We start from the raw sequence: 20,851 nt of genomic DNA on the forward strand, positions 1-20,851 counted from the left end.
CCTTCGGGCCGTGTTCACCGAAGGCGGGCTCTGGCATCGTGGGTCGCAGGGGAGGCTGCGGGAGGAGCAGGGCTATGGACGAGCACTCGGTGCAGGAGCTGTTCAGGAGGGCGATCGCGCAGGACGACGCCGCCGCGATGAGGGAAGGGATCGAGGCGATGCTCGGCCTGGACGGCGCGGGTCTGTCGGCCGACCGCGAGGCGCTGTTGCGCCGCCCCGACTTCGTCATGGAGATGCCGCAGTCGGGGGAGCGGATCCGCGGACGGGATGCGATGCGGCGGATGCAGGAAGCGTTCCCCGCCGGGGGGCCGCAGGTGACCCTGCGGCGCGTCGTGGGAGCCGGGCGCGTGTGGGTGGCCGAGGCGACGAACCGCTACGGCGAGGACGCCTGGCAGGTGGTCGTCGTCTTCGAGCTCGACGACGACGGGCTCGTCGCCCGGGAGACGCGCTACTACGCCCAGCCGTTCGAGCCACCGGAGTGGCGTGCCGGGCTCACCGAGTCGATGGCGCAGGACTGAGGCGATGGCGTCCGCTGGACAACACGCGGCGTGGAGCGCCGCCGTGGTGCTCCGGTAGGGGCCGACGGGCCCGGCGTTGCGGAGGGACCGACCCCGTGCCGGGACGCTCGGCCTACTCGGTGCGGCTGCGCGAGGCGGCGCGCCGGATCACGCGCCGGCCGCCCTGCGCAGGAATCGCGCCCTCGGGAGTGCCGAGCAGCCGGTCCCGCGGCACGCGCTCGAGCCAGGCGCCGGCCAGCAGCGAGGTGACGATGGCCAGCAGGACCAGCACGGCGTAGAACGACTGGTTGATGATCCCGGCGCCGAAGGCGACCGAGGCCAGCACGATCCCGGGGCCGCCGCGCGCGTTCATGGCCACCGCCAGGTTCACCGAGGCGTGCGGAGGCTGCCCGCCCACGCGAGCCCCGGCATACACGCTGACGGCCTTGACCAGGCAGGCGAAGCCGAGGTAGCCGAGGAAGAAGAGCGGGTTGAACCCGTGCAGCAGGTCCAGCTGCAGGCCGACGATCGCGAAGTAGATGGGCACGAAGAACGCGAAGGCGAAGTCCTTGATCGCGACCGCGGCGCCCTCCTCGGTCGGGTTGGGGGTGCTCGTCGCCGAGCCGACGATGATGCCGGCCACGAACGCCCCGAAGAACGGCTGGATGCCCAGGAAGACGCACACCAGGCAGGCCACCAGCAGGAAGACGAGCTGGGAGGCCACCGGGCTGTGGCGGTGGAGCAGGTTGAGCCGGGATCCCGTGGCCGCGCGGTAGAGCGGCCGCCCCACGAGCAGGCTCAGCCCGAGCACGGCGACGGTGGCCGCGGCGTGGTAGCCGAAGTCCCAGCCGGAGCCGGGGTGCACGCCGAGCGCGGCGGGCAGGCCGAAGCCGGCGCTGGAGGGATGGGCGGCGGCGCCGAGGGCCACCGCGAGCACGACGTAGAGCAGGACGTCCTCGACGACGGCGGCGCCGATCACGATGCGCGAGAACGGAGTCCCGAGGATGCCCAGGTCGAACATGATCCGCGAGATGACCGGGATGCTCGTGACGGCCATGGCCACGCCGAACACGAGCAGGAACGAGGTGTGGTTGCCGGACGGGCCGAAGAAGGTGCGCTCGTGGAGGAAGGGCAGGACGGCCAGGCCGGCCAGGAACGGCACCACGGTGCCGAGCAGCAGGATGGAGGCCACGGTCCGGCCCTCGCGGCGCTTGACCGCCGAGCGGACCTCGATGCCCGAGCAGTACATCAGCAGCAGCAGGCCGAGCTGGTAGATCGAGCCCAGCACGGTGGCCGTCGGGCCGCTGGTGGGGAACAGCCAGCGCTCGGCCGCCGGGGCCAGCGCGCCCAGGACCGTGGGACCGAGCACGAGCCCGCCGAGGATCTCGCCGATGACCCGCGGCTGGCGCAGGCTGGCGAAGAGACCGCCGATGCCGTGCGCGGTGACCAGGATGATCGTCAGGGCCAGGAGGATGCGGGCGACGTCGGCCGTGGCAATGGTCATCGTCTCCCCGTTCCGCAGCGCGTGCCCGTCCCTCCCAGTGAACGGTCAGGGTGGGCGGCGGCCCACGCGCAAGCGGCGTAGTGGTCACGGGGACGGGGTATGACGAGCCGTCACCTCGATGAGTGAGGTCCGGCTCCGGCATCTGGCGGAGCCGGTTGGTCGAACCGGACCCGGTCAGGTCTGCCGTCGCCGGCCGAAGAGGAAGTATGCCGAGGGCAGCACGCCGACCGAGTTCACCAGGACGATCGCCGTCGCCCAGACCTTCTTCGAGCCGCGGACCTCGTCGGCGGGGCGTCGCCGGAGGTCCACCAGCGCCGCGATCTTGACGATGCCCTCGGCGATGCCCACGACCACGATCAGTCTGCGTTGGCTCGGGCTCAGGTCACTCCACCGCTTCTTGGCCACCGGCCCTCCCTTCCACGAGCCGCGCCACGCACGGCCTGCTTCCAGTGTGGGGTGGTCGTGGGAGGTGCGACTCAACCTCTGCGGGAACGTGCCGCCGTCGCGCGCCGGCCACCGGTCCCACCGCCACCTGGCGACGGCGGGCTCACCTACGGCCTGGGCGCCACCCCGGCCGAGCTCGTGGACGCGGCCGTCCAGCGGGTCCGCGGCACGGGGGCGTTCATCGCCCGGGAGGTGGCGCGGGGCAACCCGCGGTTCGCCGCGCCTGCGCGCGAGAACCACGCCGAGGGCTACGCGTACGCCGCGGAGGTCCTCGAGCGCTCGCGCGACGCGTTCTGCTGACGCGACCGCAGCCCACAGCCCCGGGACAGGTGCGCGACAGCCGGCGCCCGGGCGGGTGCCGCACCCTGGGCGGGTGAGCCCGACCATCGCCCCGACGCCTGTCGCCCCGTCCCCGGTCCCGGCCAGGCCGCTTCGCACCCCCCGGGTGCGTGGGGCTGCCATGGTCTTCCTGGCGTGCGCGGCGCTCCTGGTCCCGTGGGCCGCCTGGCTGGCCACGTCGCTGCCGCAGACCTACGTCATCTCGACTTGGAACGGTGCTTGGGTCGGCTTCGACGTCCTGCTGATCGTCGTGCTCGGCGCGACCGGGGTGCTCGCGCGCCGGCAGCACCCCCTGCTCGCCCCCGCGGCCTTCGCCTCGGCCGCCTTCCTCGTCGCCGACGCGTGGTTCGACGTCATGACAGCCGAGAGCAGCGACCGGCTCGTGGCGCTGGTCAGTGCGGTCCTCATCGAGCTCCCGCTGGCCGCCCTGCTACTGCGCCACGCCACGACGGGAGCCGTGGCCACCGAGCGACCCTGACCCAGGCTGGGTGGGGCCTCGGTGGGGTCCGTGCCGTGTCGAGCTCACCGTTCGTGACCGTTGACGTCTTCACCGAGCAGCGGTTCGGGGGAAACGCCCTGGCGGTCTTCACCCAACCGCACCTTCACGTCGGTGCAGGGCGGGGAGATGGGGCGCCCGAGCCGTCTGGAGCTGCAGGCCTGGCGAGGCCACGACGGCATACGGGCGAAGGTCGGCGGCGGCTGCGTACCCGTGCTGCGCGGCGAGGCCGAGTTCGCCTGAGCTGCCGTGCCATTTTCGCTCCCCAGGGGCTACGTTGCGAGAGGCAGGAATCCACGCCGAGGGGGCACACCATGGACTTCAAGATCGAGCTGATCCCGCTGGCCGTGCAGGACGTCGACCGGTCGGTCGAGTTCTACGGCAACCAGCTGGGCTGGAGCATCGACCACGACCAGACCGTCACCCCCGAGCTGCGGTTCGTGCAGGTCACCCCGCCCGGGTCGGCGTGCTCCTTCTGCTTCGGCACGGGGCTCGGCATGATGCCGGAGGGCTCCTCGCAGTTCATCCAGGTTGTCGTGGCGGACGCGGACGAGGCCTGCGCCTACCTTCGCGACCGCGGGGTGGGGTGCAGCGACGTCGACGAGCAGCCCTGGGGGCGGTTCGTGCGCTTTGACGACCCGGACGGCAACCGCTGGGCGCTGCAGCAGCTGATCACGCCGTCCTGACGCCGCCGTCCCCGAGTGCCGCCGCGGCGAGCTGAGAGGCCGTGAGCCGGCTCGCCGTTGGCCGGGAAACCAGTTGCGGTGTCGGCACGGCCACGGTCGACTCTGGGGTGGGCGCGGCGGCCAGCTCGTCGCCGGGAGGCCCACGAGGTGGCGCAGGGGGCGGTCCGGGTGAGGCAGGTGTGGGGCGACGTCGCCTTCGTGGGCGGCCAGACGTTTCGGGCAGCACGCGGCCCCGCAGTCGTGGTGACCGTGCTCGCCGTGGTGCTGGCGTTCGTCCCGGCCGTCCAGGTGCTGGCGACGGCGGCCCTCATCCGGGGGCTCGGGCCCGGGGCCACGATGGCGAGTCTGGTGCTCCCGCTGCTCGCAGTGGTTGCCGTCGTCGGGCTGACCGGGCCCGCGCATACGATCTGGGCGGTTGTCGGCGAGCGGGCGATGCTGCGGACCTGCGCTGCGATGCAGTCCCGGCTGGCGGTGGACGCCGCCAGGATGCCCCCGTCCCGGCTGGCCGACGCCCGGATCGCCGCGGAGGTGGAGGGCCACAGCCGGGCGATCATCGACGCGGTCTCGCACTTCTACGTCGACGCCGTCGTCGGGGTGGAGTCGATGCTGGCGGCGGCCGGTGTCGTCGCCGCCCTGTACAGCTTCAGCCCGCTGGCTGCGGGGCTGGTCGTCCTGGCGATGCTGCCGGCCCTGGTTGCCGGCCGATACGTCAGCAGGGCCCACGAGCGGATGTGGTCGATCATCGGCCGGGTCTACCAGCGCGACCGCTACCTGCGCGAGACGCTGAGCCAGCAGCGCAGCCTCACCGAGCTGGCCAGCCTGGGCACGACCGACCGGGTGGCCCAGATGGTGCGCCTGCAGCAGGACGCCGTCGTCGAGGCACGCGACATCCCGCTCCGGGCGTCCCTGGCCTCGGGATGGATGGTCGGGCTGGCGTCGACGGCCTTGCTGGCGTTCGCGATCGGCGCCGTCATCGTCGGGCTCGACTTCGGACCTGCGGCCGCAGCCGGGGTGTTCGGCGTGGTCGCGGCCGTGGGTGCGGTGGCCCAGGGCAGCCACTACCTGTCGCTGCTGATCCAGTACGCCCCGCAGACGACGAAGCTGCGCGACTTCCACGCCGCTGCTCCGCCACCGCGCCGGCACGCGATCGCCGAGAGCGCCGACACGCTCGTCGTGCGGGGGCTGACCCACCGGTACCCGGGCCGCAGCGCCGACGCCGTGAGCGGTGTCGAGCTGACAGCCCGTCGCGGCGAGGTCATCGCCCTGGTCGGGGTGAACGGCGCAGGAAAGACCACCACCGTCCACAGCATCCTGGGCCTGGTCGCGCCCACCGCGGGGTCGGTCACGGTGGACGGCCGCACCCGTGACGAGCTCGGCGAGGACCGGTGGCTCGGGCTGTTCGGGCTCCTGACGCAGGAGTTCGGACGCTACGAGTTCACCGTCCGGGAGACGGTGACCCTGGGGTCACCCAGGGACGACATCACCGATGGCGAGGCGTGGGCCGCCCTCGACGCTGCCCAGGCCGGGGACTTCGTGCGTGCCATGCCCGAGGGCCTGGACACCCAGCTCGGGCAGCAGTGGGGCGGTGTCGGGGTCTCCGGCGGCCAGTGGCAACGGCTGGCGCTGGCGCGGATCTACCTGCGTGACGCCCCGATCTGGATCCTCGACGAACCGACCTCGGCGATCGACGCGGAGGCCGAGCAGGAGGTCTTCCGGGGGCTTCAGCGCACCAAGGCAGACCGGATCACCGTCGTGGTCTCCCACCGTGCCTGGACGCTCAGGGGCATGGACCGGATCTACGTCTTCGAGGAGGGGCGGATCGTGGAGCAGGGGACCTTTGATGACCTGACGATCCCCGGCGGCAGGTTCGCCGAGATCTTCGCCGAACAGTTCTGACGGGCTCCGCCGCCGCGCCGATGACCGAGCCGGTCAGTCGGTGTCTTCTGAGCCGGGCCGCTCAGCCGAGGCGAGGCAAGTTCTGGCGGGGCGTCGAGGCGCCCGCCGGCTTGCGGCCGGCCAGGAGGAACAGCACCCCGGAGGCGAGCACGGGCATGAGCAGCACCGAGATCGACAGCGGCCGGACCCAGCCGTCTCCCGCCCCGATCATCGCCAGCACCGTTGGCGCCACGACGATCGTGACCGTCAGGGCGCCCGCCGCGGCAGGGTGTGTCAGGCCCTCGACGGCCAGGGCGGCGGCGACCACGACGATCAACATCAACGACACCGGCCCGGTCCGGTCCTCCCATGCCTGCCAGCGTTCGTAGTCCAACAGCTGCAACACCCCGAACCCGACGGGTACGCACACGGCGACAGCAAGGACGGGCAGGGCCAGGTCCGGCCAAGCGCGGGCCATGAGGCACAGCAGCACCAACGGACCCAGCCAGGCGGCGGTAATGCCCACGGCCTTCCAGCCGCCCGGGTCCACAAGGGTTTCCCCGATGACCATCAGCGCCACGAACCCGGCGAACACAGCCATGACCGTGAACGCAGCCACCTTGAGCGACGACATCACCACGTCCTCTCGACCCGGGCAATGCCAGCCTGCGGCGGCTCCCGGTCCGTGGCCAGAGGCCAACGTCCCAGCGGTCCGGGCCTGGAGGGCAACGCTCGTGCATACTCCGGTGCGTGAGTCAGGCGCGCTGGCGGTGGGTCCCAGCCCCGGGGTGGCCTCCGCCTCCTCCAGGCTGGGCGCCGCCGCCGGGCTGGTCCCCGGACCCCCGTTGGCCCGCTGCTCCACCTGGGCACGTCTACTGGCGGCAGAGCAGGAGCCAGGGGCCGTGGCTGGCCTACGTGGCCGTCGTGTCAGCGGCCTTCGTGGTCGTTGTCGGCGCCGTCGTCGCCAGCAAGGTGTCGTGGGCCTTCGCCCAGCCGGAGTCCGTGGACACGATGACCCCGTCCGTGCACGCCCTGTGGCGGTTGGGGGGCGCCGCGACGGGCTGCGGTGCCTTGCTCGGCTTGGCCCGAGTGCAGCTGCCCCGGGCGGCGGCGTCAGGACTGTTGGCCCTCTTCGCTGTGGTCGTCGCGTTCGCGAGTGCGGGGGTCGCGTTCGCCGTCACGGGAGCCGCTGCCATGGGTCAGCCCTGCACCGGCGACACGTGCGACAGCGCGGCCGCGCCGGCTGCGGTCATGGCTGCGGGAGCCGTCGGGCTCGTCGCCGCTGCGGGTGTCGTCGGCGCGTGCGTCCTGGTCGCGACGCTCAGGATGCTGGTCCCGGCTTCCAGCCGCTGGTCTCTCGGGGAGGGCGGCTGAGGGCGGCCAGCCGCCCCTTCGATCCCTCGTATGTCGCGAGGTTCCACGCCGCCAGGACGACGGCTTCCCCCTACGTCGTCGTGGACTTCGCTCCGCCCCCCTGGCTGCGCGGTTCGGGTCCCCGCCCGTCGTCGTGCTGGTCCACGGGACCAGCGTGCCCGTCCGGAGGGGTCCACGTGCCTGAACGCCGGCAACGACTCGCCGGCAACGACTCCCGGCAAACCCAGGCGCTGGGGCGACCGGACGGCATACGAGGTGCTTGCAGCGAGGCCGCAGGTTGGGCGCCGTTGGGCGCGCGATCCAGCGCCTGCCAGGGCCGCGGAAGCCGCGAACTTGGCCGTGCTCGCACGTTAGGGTGCCGGCCATGGCAATGTCGCCGGACGACTTCTACGCCCATGTGCTGGCCGGGGCAGACAGCGAGCAGCGTTTGCCCCTCTCGCGCATGACGGGCTGGGACGTCGCCCCCTTCGAGCAGGAGAACCTCCGCGTCGTCCCGATGCGCCCACCCGTGGTGCCTGAGAAGCCGAGGGATGGCGAGGACCCGCGAAGCTGTGGCGCCTGCGCGGCGGGGGAGGAGGGCGTCTGGGTCAGCGAGCACTGGCGGCTGCGCCGTGTCGGGCCGGTCGGCGTGCCCCTCGTGCTCATGCTCCTGCCCAGGCAGCACTACGACCTCGGCGACCTCCCCGACGACCGGGCCGCCGAGCTCGGCGTCCTGAGCACGCACATCGCCCGGCACATGGAGGCCCTGCCGAACATCGCCCGGGCCCACGTCTACCGGGTCGGGGACGGCGGGGCGCACCTGCACGTCTGGTTCTTCGCCCGTCCCCTGGGGCAGGGGCAGCTGTACGGTTCCTGGCTGCCCGTCTGGGACGACCTGCTTCCCGCCTACCCCGAGGCCCTGGCGCAGGCAGACGCCGACGCCGTCGCCCGAGCCTTGGAGGCCAGCTACTCGCCCGTGGGGACCTCCTCGTGACCGACGTGCGGACTCGACTGCCTTGAGCCCACCGTCAAGGGAAATCAGCTGCGCGATGGTGTCGTATCCGGGCGCGGCCGTTCGTGGAACGAGTGTGGCGGTCGGAGGGACCGCCGGGCACGGGAGTCGAATGCGGCCCTCGTCCGGGACTGACTGAGAGGGAGACGACCATGACGGAGTACCTGATCACCTTCAACGACGAGTGGGTGCAGGAGCACACGGAGGACGAGCTGCGCGCGAAGGGCGCCGCCGCCCGGGCCGTGCTCGAGGAGATGCAGGCCGACGACGTCCTGATCTTCACCAATGGCGGGCTCGACCGTTCCACTGCGGTGTGCAGCGTCGTGGCGGTCGAGGGGAAGCCGGTCTTCACCGACGGCCCGTACGTCGAGACCAAGGAGCACCTTGGTGGCTTCTGCGTCGTCGACGTCCCCGACGACGAGGCAGCGCGGTACTGGGCCGGTCGGCTCGCGACCGCGCTCGACTGGCCGCAGGAGGTGCACCGGTTCCGCGGTCCCGGGCACACCCGGCGCCACGACACCGGGGGGCGCTGAGCTCGGTCCAGTCTCCGGCGTTCCGTCTGCGGTCGGCCGGATACGTCTCGTTCTGGCGTCCGCAGCCCCGGACGAGAAAGGGCGTGATCCCTTGGGACCACTGGAAACGGTGACGGGAAGCAGCCACCATCGAAAGAGCGCACCGAGGGAGGCCGGGCATGACGGAGACGACGATCCTCGTGAGCGGTCTGGCCATGGGAGAGTCACCCCGATGGCACGAAGACCGGCTGTGGGTGTGCGACTGGGTTGCCGGGGAGATTCTCACCGTCGACGACCTGGGCAACCGGCAGGTCATGCGGACGATGGACGGGCTGCCCTTCTCGATCGACTGGCTGCCGGACCGACGGCTCGTCATCACGTCCGGGAACGCGCGCCGGGTGTTCGCTGAGCAGGCGGACGGCTCCCTGACGGCGTACGGCCACATGCAGGGCGTGTGGAACGAGGTGGTCGTCGACGGCCGCGGCAACACGTTCGTCAACGAGATCGGTTTCGACCTGATGGCCGGCGCCCCACCTGCCGCCGGCACGATCGCCGTCGTCCGTCCGGACGGTCAGATGCGGACGGTGGCTGACGATGTGTGGTTTCCCAACGGCATGGCCGTGACTCGGGATGACGCGACGCTGATCGTGGCCGAGTCCTATGCCAGCCGGCTGACGGCGTTCGACATTGCACCCGACGGCGGCCTGAGCAACCGTCGGGTCTGGGCCGGCCTCGCTGACGCCGCCCCGGACGGCATCTGCCTCGACGCCGAGGGTGCGGTCTGGTACGCCGACGTCCCGCATCAGCGCTGTGTACGCGTCCGCGAGGGTGGTGAGGTGCTGCAGACGATCGAGGCCGACCGAGGCTGTTTCGCCTGCATGCTCGGGGGCGATGACGGCCGGACCTTGTTCATCGTGGCGACGAGATGGGACGCGGCCGCGATGGCCGTAGAAGACGGCCGCACCGGACAGATCCTCACAGCTCGGGTCAGCGCTCCGCACCAGGGGAGGCCATGACACGGCGCAACGCGTCGACCGCTCACAGCTGATACGGGTGCGCAGTTCGGCCTCGCGCAGGTCCGACTCGCGATCGGGACCCTGAACGCGCGGCCGCTTGTTCCCGCAGCCGGGCGGAGGGTTCCGTGAAGGATTCGGCCGGTAGTTGTCGGATCCGGAGCAAGGCGCTCGTCGTAGGGGTGAAGAGGCGGTCCGATCACGGCGCAGGACCAGACCGCTCGGGTTGATCTGATTTCGGCTCGCGCGCTGTCGTGAGGTCGGTACGCTCGCGCCGAGGGTGACATTGGGGAGGCATGGTGAAGCTACTTCTCACGTCGGGTGGCGTGACGAACGCGAGCATCCGCGAAGCGCTCGTCGACCTGCTGGGCAAGCCGATCGCCGACTCCAGTGCCCTGTGCATCCCGACCGCGATGTACGGACATCCTTCGTGCGGCCCCGGCGTCCGGGCCTGGCAGTTCATCAGCGGGAAGTCCGAGAATCCTATGGTCGACCTGGGCTGGAAGTCCGTCGGCGTGCTGGAGCTCACCGCGCTGCCCAGCATCGACGAAGAGCGCTGGGCGCCGGTGGTCCGGGAGGCCGATGTCCTGCTCGTGTCGGGTGGTGACGCCCTGTATCTATGCCACTGGATCCGGGAGTCGGGGCTGGCCGACCTGCTGCCGTCGCTGAGCGAGACGGTCTGGGTGGGACTGAGCGCCGGGAGCATGGTGATGACACCTCGGATCGGCGAGGACTTCGTCCAGTGGAGACCGCCGAGCGGTGATGACAGCACGTTGGGCTTGGTCGACTTCTCGATCTGTCCGCACCTGGCTGAGGAGGGCATGCCGGGCAACTCCATGGCCGAGGCCGAAAGCTGGGCGGCCGACATCGCGGGTCCGGCGTACGCCATGGACGACCAGACGGCCATCAAGGTGATCGACGGCGATGTCGAAGTCATCTCCGAGGGTCATTGGAAGCTCCTTTCCCCCTGACGTGCTGACGCTCGGCCGACCGCCGGAGAAGCCGCGACCTGACTCTGGACCGCACTGAGCGCGTTCAGATGACCCACATTCCCGGAGGCGGCCAGTATCGGACACTTCCGGCCCGGGGGCCGCCTAGAGATCGAGACCTGCGGGCGTCGTCGAACGCACGGTCGACGGCGCGATCGAACGCATTGCCGACACGTTGAATCCCTTGGCTATCAACCACACGGCCAGGACCATTTCCTGGAGACCTATCGGGGCGCTGAGAACGTCGTTCACGGTCGTGAAGCCGAAGTTCTGGGTGAAGCCGATGTAGAGGTAGGCGACCAGGCTCAAGATGGCGCCGACAAGACCCCAGGCGGACAGCCATCGGGGAACGAGTCTTGATCGGTACATCACGAAGTTGTACATGAACGTCCCGACGACAAACGCCAGCCCCGCGACGAACCCAGGCGCCCATTCCCGCACGGCGGCCAAGGCGTCTCCGGTGGCTTGAAATGAGGACGGGGCGGCGGAGGCTACGGCCTGCTGGCTCACGGTCAGCAGCGCAAGCAGGCTGACGGTCCCGAGCAGGATGAACACGTTCTCGACCACCCTGCCGGCGACAGCTCCAAGAGCCAGAGTCGGGTTGAACAGTCGAAGGACCGGATACAGCGCGATGGCGATGCCCATCCCGGTGGCGGCCCAGACGAACTCGATGAGCGCCGTCATGACCACGGCGTTGTCGCTTCTCGCCAGCTTGGCGAAATCGACGGGCGCGCCAACTGTCCCGCCCAGCGGAACGATGCTCAAGATGGACGCGGCGGAGCAGAGGATGAACAGAACTCCCACGGCGATGGCGTTGCCTCTGTATGTCTTCATCGCTTCGGGCCTCCGCTGCCTGAATACTGGGTCACGCCGTCACGGTGAAGCCCAGTCCCACCAATCCACGCTAGGTCGCCAGTCGTGGCGGAACAGGGACGGAAGCCCTGCTTGCCCGACGGCTTGCCACGTCTGTTGCTCGACTTCAGCGTGCCCAGAGGTGACCTTCGCTCCATCCACGCTGAGCACGAGGTGAAGGTCCTGGTCGTGATCAGGACAGGCGTCGGATGAGCTTCTTGTTGACGAACTCATCCATGCCGTAGCGGCCCAGCTCACGGCCGAAGCCGGAACGCTTGATGCCGCCGAACGGAAGCTCGGCGCCGTCCAGCAGAACACCATTGACGAACACCATGCCGGCGTCGATCCCGTCGGCCACCCGTGCCGACTGCTTCGCGTCGGTGGTGAAGAGGTAGGAGCCCAGGCCGAACGGGGTGTCGTTCGCGATGGTGACGGCATCTTCCTCAGAGGAGGCCTTGAACACCATCGCGATCGGGCCGAAGAGCTCCTCACGGTAGACGTCGTTGTCTGGGGTGACGCCGGTGAGCACCCCGGTCGGGAACACCGCGCCCTGGCGTTCGCCAGAGGTGACGAGCGACGCCCCTTGCGCGACGGCACGGTCGACCTGCTCCTGCAGCCGCTCGGCGGCGGCGACCGATGACAGCGGTGCGATGCCGTCGGCGTGCGCGAGTACGGCCGCGGTGAACTTCTCGACGAACTCGTCGTAGAGGTCGTCCGCGACGATGAACCGCTTGGCCGCGTTGCAGGACTGCCCGGTGTTGTCCATCCGCGCCGCGACGGCACGCTCGACAACCGCGTCGACGTCATCGGTGGAAAGAAGGATGAACGGGTCGGAGCCGCCGAGCTCGAGCACGACCTTCTTGAGGTTGCGGCCGGCGACCTCGGCAACTGCGGCGCCGGCGCGTTGGGAGCCGGTCAGCGACACGCCCGCGACCCGGGGGTCGGCGATGATGGCGGCGGCCTGTTCGTTGGTGGCGTAGATGTTGACGTAGGCGCCTTCGGGGAAGCCGGCGTCGTCGAAGATCTGTTGGATCGCCGCAGCCGACTCGGGACACTGCGGTGCGTGCTTCAGCAGAATGGTGTTGCCGATGCACAGATTCGGCCCCGCGAAACGCGCCACTTGGTAGTAGGGGAAGTTCCACGGCATGATCCCCAGCAGAACGCCGAACGGCGACCTCCGGATCACCGCGTCACCCTTTCCGCCGAGCAGCGCGATCGGCTCGTCGGCCAGCCAGCCCTCGGCGTTGTCGGCGTAGTACTCGTAGATGGCGGCGCTGAACTCGACCTCGCCGATGGCGTCCTCGATCGGCTTGCCCATCTCTCTGACGATGATCTCGGCGAGCTCGCCCCTGCGCTCGGTGTGCAATTCCGCGACCCGTCGGACCAGCGCGGCCCGCTCGGCGACGGTCGTCGTGCGCGCCCAGCCCAGTGCAGCGGCCGTGGCGGCTGCGATGGCGGCCTGAATCTCGGCGTCGGTGGCGGTCGCGTATTCCTTGACGACCTCACCGGTCGCCGGGTTGGTCACTGCATATCCGGTCATCATCGTCGCCCTCATCTCGTCAATGGGTCGATGATGCGAGGTTACGACCGGGGATGGCGGGGCGGAACGACCGCGTTGCGACCAATGAGGGTTTCGCATGGTGACAGGCTCGGCGCGGCGTCGGGGATCGCCAGCGACGACGCCGGCGCTCTCGTCCCTTCGGCGTACGCGCTCGGCATCGAGAACGGGGGGCGGACAACCTCACGCAAGGAGTACTTTCCATCAGAAGGCGAGCAGAGGGCACCCATTGACGTGGTCCTGGATTGGATAAGCGTTGGGTACTGACGTGGAGCGGCAAACGATTCACGGCTTTCGTCGGCTCGCCGCTGTCGTGATCACTGCGGCGATCGGAGTGGCCCTGAGCTGGCTCTTTTGTCAGGGCTACCTATGGAAAGCCGAGGACCCTCGGCGCGGTGCGGCACGGCTCTTCTGGGAGCCGGAATCCCTTGTCGCCGTCACAGTCCTCGAGTTCGCCGTCCTGGGCGCTTTCATCATCAGGGCAGCCACGAGAGCTCATGGAATCGGCGCCCTCGCCTGGGTCATTGTTCTGGAGTTCATTTTCAATGTTGTGCTCACGGTTGCCCTGTTCGGGTTCCCGGCCTACTAGGGCAGAATCACGTTTGGGTTCACGCCGTTGTTGCAGCACCGGACCTGACGGAAGTCGTGATGGGCGGGGAGAGCCACCGACCCGGTGCCGGAGCATTGGAGGCGGGCCGGAGAGACTGTCCATCCCTCCGGCTAGTGCTCGTGGTGATGCGGCGGTACACGGTATGTGCACCTGGGGCGGGCTGGGGTTTGAGGGCTTGACCGACTCGCAGTGCTGGCCGGGGAACGCCGACGCCACGCCAGGTGACCGCGATTTCGTCTGGCTAATCGCACGCTAATCGCACGCTAATCGCACCGTGGACCCCCCGGGCGGTTGGCGTCACGGCAAGATGCATCGCGTGCTGACATTGCGGGGGCGACTCCGAAAGACGAGGACCCGGTTCTCTCGCTTCGCCTTGGCGGCCCTGACGGTCGCGGTGATGCCATTGCTGAGCTCATGCACGGTGCCGGTCGATGGGGTCACCGGCGTGGGATCGACCGAAACGGGCGAGACCGTCATCTACCTCGCGTCCTGCCATCACCAGATCGATGGCGTCACGCTCTACTGGCCTGATGATCCGGCCGGGAGTGACTCCAGGCACGCCGACGTCGGCCGTTGGGTCGTGTCGGCCATAACCGCTGGCACGACCGTGGAATGGCGGGCCACGTCGGCACTCCCTGGCCCTGGAGTTCGGGCGTTGAAAGTGGCGACACCTCTCGTAGGTGACCGCACGTACTCCGTTTATGGCTGGACGAAGGACAATTCCTTCTCCACCGCCAGCTTGGACTTCAAGGGCGGGGACCTGGCACGGCTCGATCCCGGGGAGGTCTTGGTCGATTCCGTGGCCGTTGATGGTGGTCGCTCACAGGAAAGAGCCATCGCCGTGAGCGCACGTGACTTCCAGCGTGCCGCCTGCCAAGAGTAGGCGGCCGGGCGCGCCACCCGCCTGATTCAAAGATTGAGGGGAACCGACCACTGTTGTCCTGAGCGCCCATGTCCGTGCTCGAATCGCCGTCTGGCGCTCCATACCAGTCCTAGATCGTGCAGGAGCTGATTAGCACTTGTCGCGGGGCAATCGCGCGCCGTCGACCAGCGCGGCCGTGAGTGACCGTCAGAGGCCGCGATCCCGCGTCCGTAATCGCAGGCTGGTCGCACGTCCGCCGTACGGCGCGAAGTGGAGGCAGCGACGCGAGCGGCGTGACCCTGTGCTCGGCGAGTTCGACATTGCCCGGGCGGGTTGACCATCAAGTCTGTGGGGCGTCGGGCCGAACAGGACTCGCTGGGTTTCGAGAGCACCCGGTTGCTGGATCGCCCGGCGGCACTCGTGCCGCGCCGCCGGCCTCCGTCATAGCCGACCGCTCGACACATCGCGAGAACCGGAGACGAGGGGGCGAGACCGTGGGAGCGTGGTGCTCACCCTGGCCGCCGGAACGGTCCGGTGGTGGCGTCCGAGGAGGGTGAACGTCATGTTGCCCAGGTACTGGACCGACAGGGAGATCCCGGTCGACTTCGAGAACGCGACGACAGCGGACACATGGGTAGCCATCACGGCCCACCCGGTGTGCGCTGTCGCGACGATGGCCGTCCACGACGAGGAACGCCGGGGAGTCATCGCGGCAGCGCTGATCCCGGCTTTTCTGCTGGACGTGCTGGTCGACAAGCTGAGCGACTGCGGCGCCCAGCTGCCGGCGCAGTTGACGGCCGTGTTCCCGAGGCGAGACGCGCTGCCGGAGGTGATCGAGCATCCGACGCCGGCCCTCATCCGGCTGGACGGGGTTGAGGGGTTGGCGTGCACGGTCGACTTCGGGCCGCTGATGGCGGTCTTCACCGTGGCGGACGGACACTGGGTGGTCGGTCTCCTGCCCGCGGAGGCACCCTTGCGCCTGACCAGCCTGCCGTTCGCGGCACCTGCCATCGACTGATTCGCGGGGCCATGGCCGGCGCCTCGACTCGTGAGCTGATGCACCGGATGGGCCACGGGAGCATGCGCGCCGCCCTCGTGTATCAGCACGCCACCGGTTTCTGCACGCAGATCGCCAAGGCTTAGGACAACCCCGGATATGACGTGAACGCGGAGCCTGCACCGCCGTTGCACAAGGTCCTCCACCAAGTCGGGCCGGCTGCAGCTGACGTATTGGTTCCGGACGGTTTCTCGCACTTAATCAAAGATCGAGGGGAACCGGCCACCGACGTCCTGAGGTCGCGGGCTTGTGCGCCGGGGACTGCTCGGCTGTCCGCCAACGTCCGAGGCTGTTCAGCCGTTGGTTAGCAGTCGCGTTGGCAACTGACGCTTCTGCCTGGTGTGGGCAGATGGGCGACTCAACCTTCCCAGAGGGACCGGCGTTACTAGGGTGCACGCACAACAGGGGAGGTCCGATGCCGAGGCGCGACGAGGCGTCATTCGATGAGTTCATTCGGGGCGCCTCGCCCCGACTGCTGGGCATGGCGTGGTTGTTGACCGGTTCCAGAGCCAGCGCCGAGGACTTGGCGCAGGGCGCGCTCGAACGGGCATACGTCGCCTGGCCGCGGATACAACATGGGGCGCCGTTGGCCTACACGAGGCGGATCTTGGTCAACCTCCACATCGACACCGGACGGCGCCGACGCGGTGAGTACTTGACCGATGCGGTGCCGGACCGACGGACGCCCGATGTCAGCGCCGGCGTCGATCTGGCCGATCACCTCACCCGGGCTCTGGCGACGCTCCCACCCCGGGAGCGGCAGTGCGTGGTCCTTCGATTCCATGCCGACCTGCCCGAGGCCGAGGTCGCCGAAGTGCTCTCGATCTCGGTCGGAACCGTGAAGTCATCCACCTCGCGTGGCCTGGCCAAGCTGCGGGCCCTGCTGGTTCCTCAAGGAGAGTGTCATGTCTGATCCGCTGCTGGAGTTGCTCGCTGCGCCGCCGGCGCCGTCGATGACGGTCGACGAGGTCGCCATTCACCGCGGGGGGCGTCGCCGAGTGCGTCGTCAGCGCGCCATGCGGGTAGCTGTTGCCGCCGTGGTGGCGTGTGGGATCGGTGGCGTTGCCTGGGTGGCGGGCCCTCGGGCCCAGACCACCGCCCCCGCCGCCACGCCGCCGTCTCGCGCCGTGACCGCTTCCCTGCTGGATGGGCCGGTGGCGCAGATCGCCTCCTCGCCCACCGCGGTGCCTCTCCGGCTCTCGGATGGAGCCCGAATCTGGGTGGACCCGGGTGACCTGTCGAAGCGCGGGCAGATGCGGGTCGCTGCCCGCTCGGCTGCGGGCGCCGAGCTGGGGGCGGGATCGAAGGCAACGACCCCGGTCGGCGCCCCGTACAACGTGACATTGGACTGGTCGCGCACCCTGCTGCCGGACCGGCTGCTGGTCTGGGGCGTCGCTCTGGAGGGGACCACGAAGTTCCAGCCGGACTTCGCCGCCGGGATGCGGGTCGTCAGCGTGCAAACGGCGCTCGTGCCCAAGACCCACGTCATCGTCTACGCCCTGGACGTGCGGGCCAGCGACGGGAGCGCGCCGGGATCGATCAACGCCGTGACCGGCCTGCAGATGCAGTCCCCGGCCACCTGGCCACCTCAAGGGATAGCCGGAGGTTGCTCCCCGAGGTGCCGCGCGTTGCGAGGTGCGTCATCCAACGCCCGCGGGTCTGCGCATTGACCGGACCTTGGCAGGTGCATTGGTGAGCCGCCGCGATGCGGGCACGGCAGCCAAGTTCACGGGTTGAGAAGCCAGCCCCGGTGGGATCGGCACCGCCGGGCTCGGGTAGCCGCCCACCGCGGGGCCTCCGTCGTCGCCAGCGCCTGAGACGGTGAGTGGCGCGGTAGGTGAGACGGGGCATCCGGCTGGGTCGGGTGCCCCGCCTCGTTGTTGTGCCCTGGCCAGTTCGCCGCGGGGCTCGTCGATCTCGCAGTCGATGTTGTTGACTGTGCCGGTGTGACGTCGCACGCTGTAGCCCGCGTCTGAGCGGAGGGCTCCATGGGTAAGTTGATCTACGCGGCCAACATCTCGCTCGACGGTTTCCTCGAGGACGAGACGGGTTCGTTCGACTGGTCCGTGCCGGACGAGGACGTGCACGCGTTCTGGAACGAGCACGAGCGGCACATCGGCACGTCGCTCTACGGGCGACGCATGTACGAGACGATGCGCGTGTGGGAGAGCGACGACTGGTTGACGAACGAGCCCCCGGTGGTCCGCGAGTACGCCGGGATCTGGCGTGACGCCGACAAGGTCGTCTACTCCAACTCACTCACCGAGGTGTCGACCGCGCGCACGAGGATCGAGCGGCAGTTCGAGCCCGAGGCGGTGCGACGGCTCAAGGAGACCTCCGGCTCGGACCTGAGCATCGGAGGCGCGGGGATCGCGGCAGAGGCCTTCCGGCACGGCCTGGTCGACGAGTGCGTGCTGCTGCTGTGCCCAGTCCTCGTCGGCGGCGGCAAGCCGGCGCTGCCTCGAGGCGTACGACTCGACCTCGAGCTGCTGGACCACGGACGATTCGACAACGGCGTGGTCTACGTCCGCCACGCGGTCCGGCACCCTGCCTGACGCCAGCGGGAACACGACCTGCCACCAGACAAGGCGCACCGCCAAGAGTCCACCAGACCCATCGTTACGTTGGTGGGATGGCATTGCCTGGACCGACTGGACGGATTGACTCCTTCCGAAACGTGTCAGGCCGTCGCCCGCCTGTCAGGCCCTTGGTCCGCCCTCCGTACCCTCGCGAGGCAGCGACGATCGCGGGAGGGTCGCCGCGAGGGAGACCGCTCGCTGGGCTGCAGCGATGATCGAGCTTGGCTCTCAGAAGGGCTTGATTGGTGCGGCCGACCTGGCGGCTCGCTCGACCTTCGCGCAGTAGGCCGCACGGGCTTCCTCGTCGATCGGCTGCTCGTGTTCGGGGCGCAACCCGGTCCGGCCGTCGAGGCCCTCGCGAAGGATATCGGCGTGCCCGGCATGTCGGATGGACTCGCCGAGGACGTGGACGATGATGGCGAAGAGGTTGATGTTGCGATACGGCTCCGGCCACCACGGCACGTGGCCGGGGGCGTCGAGGGGAAGCTCGTTGATCGTCGCGTCCGAGTGTTCCCACGTGCGCCGGTAGAAGCCGATGATCTGATCTCGGGTCTCGCCCTCAGCGGCCCACAGATCGTTGCCGTTGTAGTCCTGCCAGCGGGGCAGCCGTTCCGGGGAAGGGCGGTCGAAGACCTCGCCGAAGTACCTGGCCTCGACGGTGGCCACGTGTTTGACCAGGCCGAGCAGGTTGGTGCCGGTCGCTGTCAAAGGTCGGCGGGCGTCGTATTCGGACAAGCCATCGAGTTTCCAGAGCAGCGACTTGCGGTCCCGCCGCAGCCTCTCGTGCAGGTTTTGTTTCGCGAATTCATCGATCATGCGGCATGAGCCTGCCATGGTTTGCTCGTGCAGCCCGGCAGGGAGAGCCACGGACCCGACAGCGGAGCAGTGGAGGGCGGCCGGAGAGGCGGTCAAGCCCTCACTGGCACGCCAAGGTGTGCGGGTGGAACCAGAGCCCGTTGCCGACCATTACTCCCCCTCAGGTGGGCATCGAGGCGCAAAGACATGACTTGTCGTTGAGCGAGGGGACGAGAGCGTGGATGTGTACGAGGCCGTGGACAGTCGCCGGGCCGTGCGGGCGTTCAGTCGTAGGCCGGTTCCTAAAGTGGTGCTCGAACGAGTGCTGGCTGCAGCGAGGCAGGCTCCGTGGCCGGCGCCTCGACTCGTGAGCTGATGCACCGGATGGGGCACGGCAGCATGCGCGCCGCTCTGGTCTACCAGCACGCCACCGATGAGCGGGCGAACAGATCGCGGCGGCTCTCAGCGACCTGGTCGAGAAGCAGTCGCACGCCGTCGACCAGCACGCTGACCGAGGACACGCGGGGCCGGCTGGGGACCTTGAGTCCGCGTCCTAATCGCACGCTAATCGCACGCGGGCTGAAATCGGCCCCGTCAACAGAGAAGCCGCAGGTCGGGTTTGAACCCGTGACCTGCGGCTTTCGTGGTGGAGCGGGTGACGGGAATCGAACCCGCATGACCAGCTTGGAAGGCTGGGGCTCTGCCATTGAGCTACACCCGCGCGGACACCGCCGTCATGGCCGGTGGTGCGGGGCGTTAGCCTAATGCCCGCTGTCGCACGTTCCGAAATCCGACCCCCGTCCCGGGGTGTCCGAGGGGGGCCGCGGGCCACAGCGCACGGGGTATGGCGCAGCTTGGTAGCGCGTCCGCTTTGGGAGCGGAAGGCCGCCGGTTCGAATCCGGCTACCCCGACCACCAGTGCCCTCGCGAGGGAGGCGGCAGGAACCCTCGCGAAGCCCCCACCCGAAGGCCGCATCCGACTGCGGCACAGGCGATTCGGCAAAACGCCCCCGCCGGGAGACCACCGCGAACTACGCTGCGGGCACCCGGGCAGTTCCCGGGCGGCGGGGCAGCTCACACGAGGGGGACACCAGCGCGACGACCACCTGGGCCGCGGGCTGCTCACGCCATGACGCGATCGAGGGGTGTGCGATGTCCGAGACGGTTGCCAAGGCCCGGCCTGACACCAGCGACCTGCTGGCGGTCCACCAGGTCTTCCGCGATGCCCTCGACGCGGCGTCCGACCTGGTCGCCGACGCCGTGGTCGAGCACCCGGGCAAGGCCGAGGCGGTGGCCGCCTACTACGGCAACGTGCTCGCCTTCCTGCAGGTCCACCACGCGGCCGAGGACGAGCTGCTCTGGCCCAAGCTGCTGGAGCGCTGCCAGGAGGACGCCCTGCGCGTCGTGATCGTCGCCGAGCAGCACGACGGCGTCGCCGAGGTCCTGGAGCCCGCCGCCGCCGCTGTGGTCGCGTTCGGCGCCGAGCCCTCGACCGAGCACGGCGCCAGCCTGGTCGGAGCGCTGGCCACTCTGCGCTTCGAGCTGGTCCGCCACCTCGACGACGAGGAGCAGGACATCCTGCCCCTGGCCGCCGAGCACCTCAGCGCCGAGGAGTGGGCCGCGGTCACGCAGCACGCCCTGGCTCACTTCACCGGTGACCGAGTGTGGCTCATCCTCGGGCTCGTCCTGGACGCCCAGAACGACAGCCAGCGCGACGTCCTGCTCGCCCACCTGCCCGAGGCGACGCGCGAGCACTGGGAGCACGAGGGCCGCCCGCAGTACGAGGAGCTCATGGCCGCCCTGCGCGCCTGACCCACC

At 69.6% G+C, this 20,851-nt stretch carries 24 protein-coding genes and 2 tRNA genes; 19 read left to right on the forward strand and 7 right to left on the reverse strand.

Annotated features, from left to right (window positions below):
• Positions 1 to 74 precede the first annotated feature (74 nt).
• Entirely contained in the window at positions 75 to 518 is a 444-nt protein-coding gene (locus AC3ANM_RS17905) for a nuclear transport factor 2 family protein (RefSeq protein WP_488285769.1), read from the forward strand.
• 112 nt (positions 519 to 630) lie between these two features.
• On the opposite strand, the gene AC3ANM_RS17910 is transcribed toward AC3ANM_RS17905, so the two are convergent.
• Together AC3ANM_RS17910 and AC3ANM_RS17915 are read right to left on the reverse strand one after the other, a co-directional pair.
• On the reverse strand, positions 631 to 2,001 hold the full coding sequence (locus AC3ANM_RS17910; RefSeq protein ID WP_488285770.1) for a cation:proton antiporter: 1,371 nt from the start codon (positions 1,999 to 2,001) through the stop codon (positions 631 to 633).
• Positions 2,002 to 2,175: 174 nt separating this feature from the next.
• Positions 2,176 to 2,406 carry a hypothetical protein gene (locus AC3ANM_RS17915; protein WP_488285771.1) on the reverse strand — a complete coding sequence of 77 codons (231 nt, stop codon included), beginning with the start codon at positions 2,404 to 2,406 and terminating at the stop codon, positions 2,176 to 2,178.
• A gap of 57 nt (positions 2,407 to 2,463) precedes the next feature.
• Between AC3ANM_RS17915 and AC3ANM_RS17920 the strand changes: the two genes are divergently transcribed.
• From AC3ANM_RS17920 to AC3ANM_RS17935, 4 genes are all read left to right on the forward strand, one after another.
• A complete protein-coding gene (locus AC3ANM_RS17920) occupies positions 2,464 to 2,745 on the forward strand; it encodes a hypothetical protein (RefSeq protein WP_488285772.1) in 282 nt (93 codons plus the stop codon).
• A gap of 73 nt (positions 2,746 to 2,818) precedes the next feature.
• On the forward strand, positions 2,819 to 3,262 hold the full coding sequence (locus AC3ANM_RS17925; protein ID WP_488285773.1) for a hypothetical protein: 444 nt from the start codon (positions 2,819 to 2,821) through the stop codon (positions 3,260 to 3,262).
• A gap of 332 nt (positions 3,263 to 3,594) precedes the next feature.
• Positions 3,595 to 3,966: a VOC family protein gene (locus AC3ANM_RS17930; RefSeq protein WP_488285774.1), complete on the forward strand. Its 372-nt coding sequence runs from the start codon at positions 3,595 to 3,597 to the stop codon at positions 3,964 to 3,966.
• A 168-nt stretch (positions 3,967 to 4,134) separates the two neighbouring features.
• Positions 4,135 to 5,862 (forward strand): ATP-binding cassette domain-containing protein, encoded by a 1,728-nt coding sequence (locus tag AC3ANM_RS17935; RefSeq protein WP_488285775.1) that lies wholly within the window; start codon positions 4,135 to 4,137, stop codon positions 5,860 to 5,862.
• 61 nt (positions 5,863 to 5,923) lie between these two features.
• On the opposite strand, the gene AC3ANM_RS17940 is transcribed toward AC3ANM_RS17935, so the two are convergent.
• Positions 5,924 to 6,475, reverse strand: coding sequence for a hypothetical protein (locus AC3ANM_RS17940; RefSeq protein ID WP_488285776.1), 552 nt, complete (start codon positions 6,473 to 6,475; stop codon positions 5,924 to 5,926).
• 281 nt (positions 6,476 to 6,756) lie between these two features.
• Between AC3ANM_RS17940 and AC3ANM_RS17945 the strand changes: the two genes are divergently transcribed.
• The 5 genes from AC3ANM_RS17945 (at position 6,757) to AC3ANM_RS17965 (ending at position 10,702) form a co-directional block, all read left to right on the forward strand.
• Positions 6,757 to 7,215 carry a hypothetical protein gene (locus tag AC3ANM_RS17945; protein WP_488285777.1) on the forward strand — a complete coding sequence of 153 codons (459 nt, stop codon included), beginning with the start codon at positions 6,757 to 6,759 and terminating at the stop codon, positions 7,213 to 7,215.
• A 364-nt stretch (positions 7,216 to 7,579) separates the two neighbouring features.
• Positions 7,580 to 8,188: an HIT family protein gene (locus tag AC3ANM_RS17950; RefSeq protein ID WP_488285778.1), complete on the forward strand. Its 609-nt coding sequence runs from the start codon at positions 7,580 to 7,582 to the stop codon at positions 8,186 to 8,188.
• A gap of 170 nt (positions 8,189 to 8,358) precedes the next feature.
• Positions 8,359 to 8,739 (forward strand): YciI family protein, encoded by a 381-nt coding sequence (locus AC3ANM_RS17955; protein ID WP_488285779.1) that lies wholly within the window; start codon positions 8,359 to 8,361, stop codon positions 8,737 to 8,739.
• 158 nt (positions 8,740 to 8,897) lie between these two features.
• Entirely contained in the window at positions 8,898 to 9,734 is an 837-nt protein-coding gene (locus AC3ANM_RS17960; protein ID WP_488285780.1) for an SMP-30/gluconolactonase/LRE family protein, read from the forward strand.
• A 296-nt stretch (positions 9,735 to 10,030) separates the two neighbouring features.
• Positions 10,031 to 10,702, forward strand: a complete 672-nt coding sequence (locus AC3ANM_RS17965) for a Type 1 glutamine amidotransferase-like domain-containing protein (protein ID WP_488287974.1) — start codon at positions 10,031 to 10,033, stop codon at positions 10,700 to 10,702.
• Between the two features lie 123 nt (positions 10,703 to 10,825).
• On the opposite strand, the gene AC3ANM_RS17970 is transcribed toward AC3ANM_RS17965, so the two are convergent.
• Both AC3ANM_RS17970 and AC3ANM_RS17975 read right to left on the reverse strand, forming a co-directional pair.
• Positions 10,826 to 11,524: a DUF4386 domain-containing protein gene (locus tag AC3ANM_RS17970; protein ID WP_488285781.1), complete on the reverse strand. Its 699-nt coding sequence runs from the start codon at positions 11,522 to 11,524 to the stop codon at positions 10,826 to 10,828.
• A gap of 241 nt (positions 11,525 to 11,765) precedes the next feature.
• Positions 11,766 to 13,112 carry an NAD-dependent succinate-semialdehyde dehydrogenase gene (locus AC3ANM_RS17975; RefSeq protein WP_488287975.1) on the reverse strand — a complete coding sequence of 449 codons (1,347 nt, stop codon included), beginning with the start codon at positions 13,110 to 13,112 and terminating at the stop codon, positions 11,766 to 11,768.
• Positions 13,113 to 13,398: 286 nt separating this feature from the next.
• On the opposite strand from AC3ANM_RS17975, the gene AC3ANM_RS17980 reads away from it, so the two are divergent.
• From AC3ANM_RS17980 to AC3ANM_RS18005, 6 genes are all read left to right on the forward strand, one after another.
• Positions 13,399 to 13,719, forward strand: coding sequence for a hypothetical protein (locus AC3ANM_RS17980; RefSeq protein WP_488285782.1), 321 nt, complete (start codon positions 13,399 to 13,401; stop codon positions 13,717 to 13,719).
• 337 nt (positions 13,720 to 14,056) lie between these two features.
• Entirely contained in the window at positions 14,057 to 14,623 is a 567-nt protein-coding gene (locus AC3ANM_RS17985) for a hypothetical protein (RefSeq protein ID WP_488285783.1), read from the forward strand.
• Positions 14,624 to 15,104: 481 nt separating this feature from the next.
• Complete coding sequence (locus AC3ANM_RS17990) at positions 15,105 to 15,620, forward strand: hypothetical protein (protein WP_488285784.1); 516 nt, start codon at positions 15,105 to 15,107, stop codon at positions 15,618 to 15,620.
• Between the two features lie 454 nt (positions 15,621 to 16,074).
• Positions 16,075 to 16,572, forward strand: a complete 498-nt coding sequence (locus tag AC3ANM_RS17995; protein WP_488285785.1) for a SigE family RNA polymerase sigma factor — start codon at positions 16,075 to 16,077, stop codon at positions 16,570 to 16,572.
• Between the two features lie 214 nt (positions 16,573 to 16,786).
• On the forward strand, positions 16,787 to 17,329 hold the full coding sequence (locus AC3ANM_RS18000) for a hypothetical protein (protein WP_488285786.1): 543 nt from the start codon (positions 16,787 to 16,789) through the stop codon (positions 17,327 to 17,329).
• Positions 17,330 to 17,647: 318 nt separating this feature from the next.
• The gene (locus tag AC3ANM_RS18005) at positions 17,648 to 18,214 is read left to right on the forward strand and encodes a dihydrofolate reductase family protein (RefSeq protein WP_488285787.1); all 567 of its coding nucleotides are present in this window, start codon (positions 17,648 to 17,650) and stop codon (positions 18,212 to 18,214) included.
• A 252-nt stretch (positions 18,215 to 18,466) separates the two neighbouring features.
• Here the strand turns inward: AC3ANM_RS18005 and AC3ANM_RS18010 are convergent, their stop codons facing one another.
• Positions 18,467 to 19,054, reverse strand: coding sequence for a DinB family protein (locus AC3ANM_RS18010; protein WP_488285788.1), 588 nt, complete (start codon positions 19,052 to 19,054; stop codon positions 18,467 to 18,469).
• 235 nt (positions 19,055 to 19,289) lie between these two features.
• Here AC3ANM_RS18010 and AC3ANM_RS18015 point away from each other — a divergent pair, with 235 nt between their 5' ends.
• Positions 19,290 to 19,409: a nitroreductase family protein gene (locus AC3ANM_RS18015; protein WP_488287976.1), complete on the forward strand. Its 120-nt coding sequence runs from the start codon at positions 19,290 to 19,292 to the stop codon at positions 19,407 to 19,409.
• 271 nt (positions 19,410 to 19,680) lie between these two features.
• Here AC3ANM_RS18015 and AC3ANM_RS18020 read toward each other — a convergent pair.
• A tRNA-Gly gene (locus tag AC3ANM_RS18020) sits at positions 19,681 to 19,754 on the reverse strand.
• Between the two features lie 117 nt (positions 19,755 to 19,871).
• On the opposite strand from AC3ANM_RS18020, the gene AC3ANM_RS18025 reads away from it, so the two are divergent.
• Together AC3ANM_RS18025 and AC3ANM_RS18030 are read left to right on the forward strand one after the other, a co-directional pair.
• Positions 19,872 to 19,948: transfer RNA gene (locus AC3ANM_RS18025), tRNA-Pro, on the forward strand.
• A gap of 237 nt (positions 19,949 to 20,185) precedes the next feature.
• On the forward strand, positions 20,186 to 20,845 hold the full coding sequence (locus tag AC3ANM_RS18030) for a hemerythrin domain-containing protein (protein WP_488285789.1): 660 nt from the start codon (positions 20,186 to 20,188) through the stop codon (positions 20,843 to 20,845).
• Positions 20,846 to 20,851: the final 6 nt, after the last annotated feature.

The sequence above is a fragment of the Oryzihumus sp. JJN4-3R genome, from assembly GCF_057747915.1.

Coding starts and splice junctions, on each gene's coding strand:
- AC3ANM_RS17905 (WP_488285769.1), top strand. CDS start 75: ATGGACGAGCACTCGGTGCAGGAGCTGTTCAGGAGGGCGATCGCGCAG.
- AC3ANM_RS17910 (WP_488285770.1), bottom strand. CDS start 2,001: ATGACCATTGCCACGGCCGACGTCGCCCGCATCCTCCTGGCCCTGACG.
- AC3ANM_RS17930 (WP_488285774.1), top strand. CDS start 3,595: ATGGACTTCAAGATCGAGCTGATCCCGCTGGCCGTGCAGGACGTCGAC.
- AC3ANM_RS17940 (WP_488285776.1), bottom strand. CDS start 6,475: ATGTCGTCGCTCAAGGTGGCTGCGTTCACGGTCATGGCTGTGTTCGCC.
- AC3ANM_RS17950 (WP_488285778.1), top strand. CDS start 7,580: ATGGCAATGTCGCCGGACGACTTCTACGCCCATGTGCTGGCCGGGGCA.
- AC3ANM_RS17955 (WP_488285779.1), top strand. CDS start 8,359: ATGACGGAGTACCTGATCACCTTCAACGACGAGTGGGTGCAGGAGCAC.
- AC3ANM_RS17960 (WP_488285780.1), top strand. CDS start 8,898: ATGACGGAGACGACGATCCTCGTGAGCGGTCTGGCCATGGGAGAGTCA.
- AC3ANM_RS17975 (WP_488287975.1), bottom strand. CDS start 13,112: ATGACCGGATATGCAGTGACCAACCCGGCGACCGGTGAGGTCGTCAAG.
- AC3ANM_RS17995 (WP_488285785.1), top strand. CDS start 16,075: ATGCCGAGGCGCGACGAGGCGTCATTCGATGAGTTCATTCGGGGCGCC.
- AC3ANM_RS18005 (WP_488285787.1), top strand. CDS start 17,648: ATGGGTAAGTTGATCTACGCGGCCAACATCTCGCTCGACGGTTTCCTC.
- AC3ANM_RS18010 (WP_488285788.1), bottom strand. CDS start 19,054: ATGATCGATGAATTCGCGAAACAAAACCTGCACGAGAGGCTGCGGCGG.
- AC3ANM_RS18030 (WP_488285789.1), top strand. CDS start 20,186: ATGTCCGAGACGGTTGCCAAGGCCCGGCCTGACACCAGCGACCTGCTG.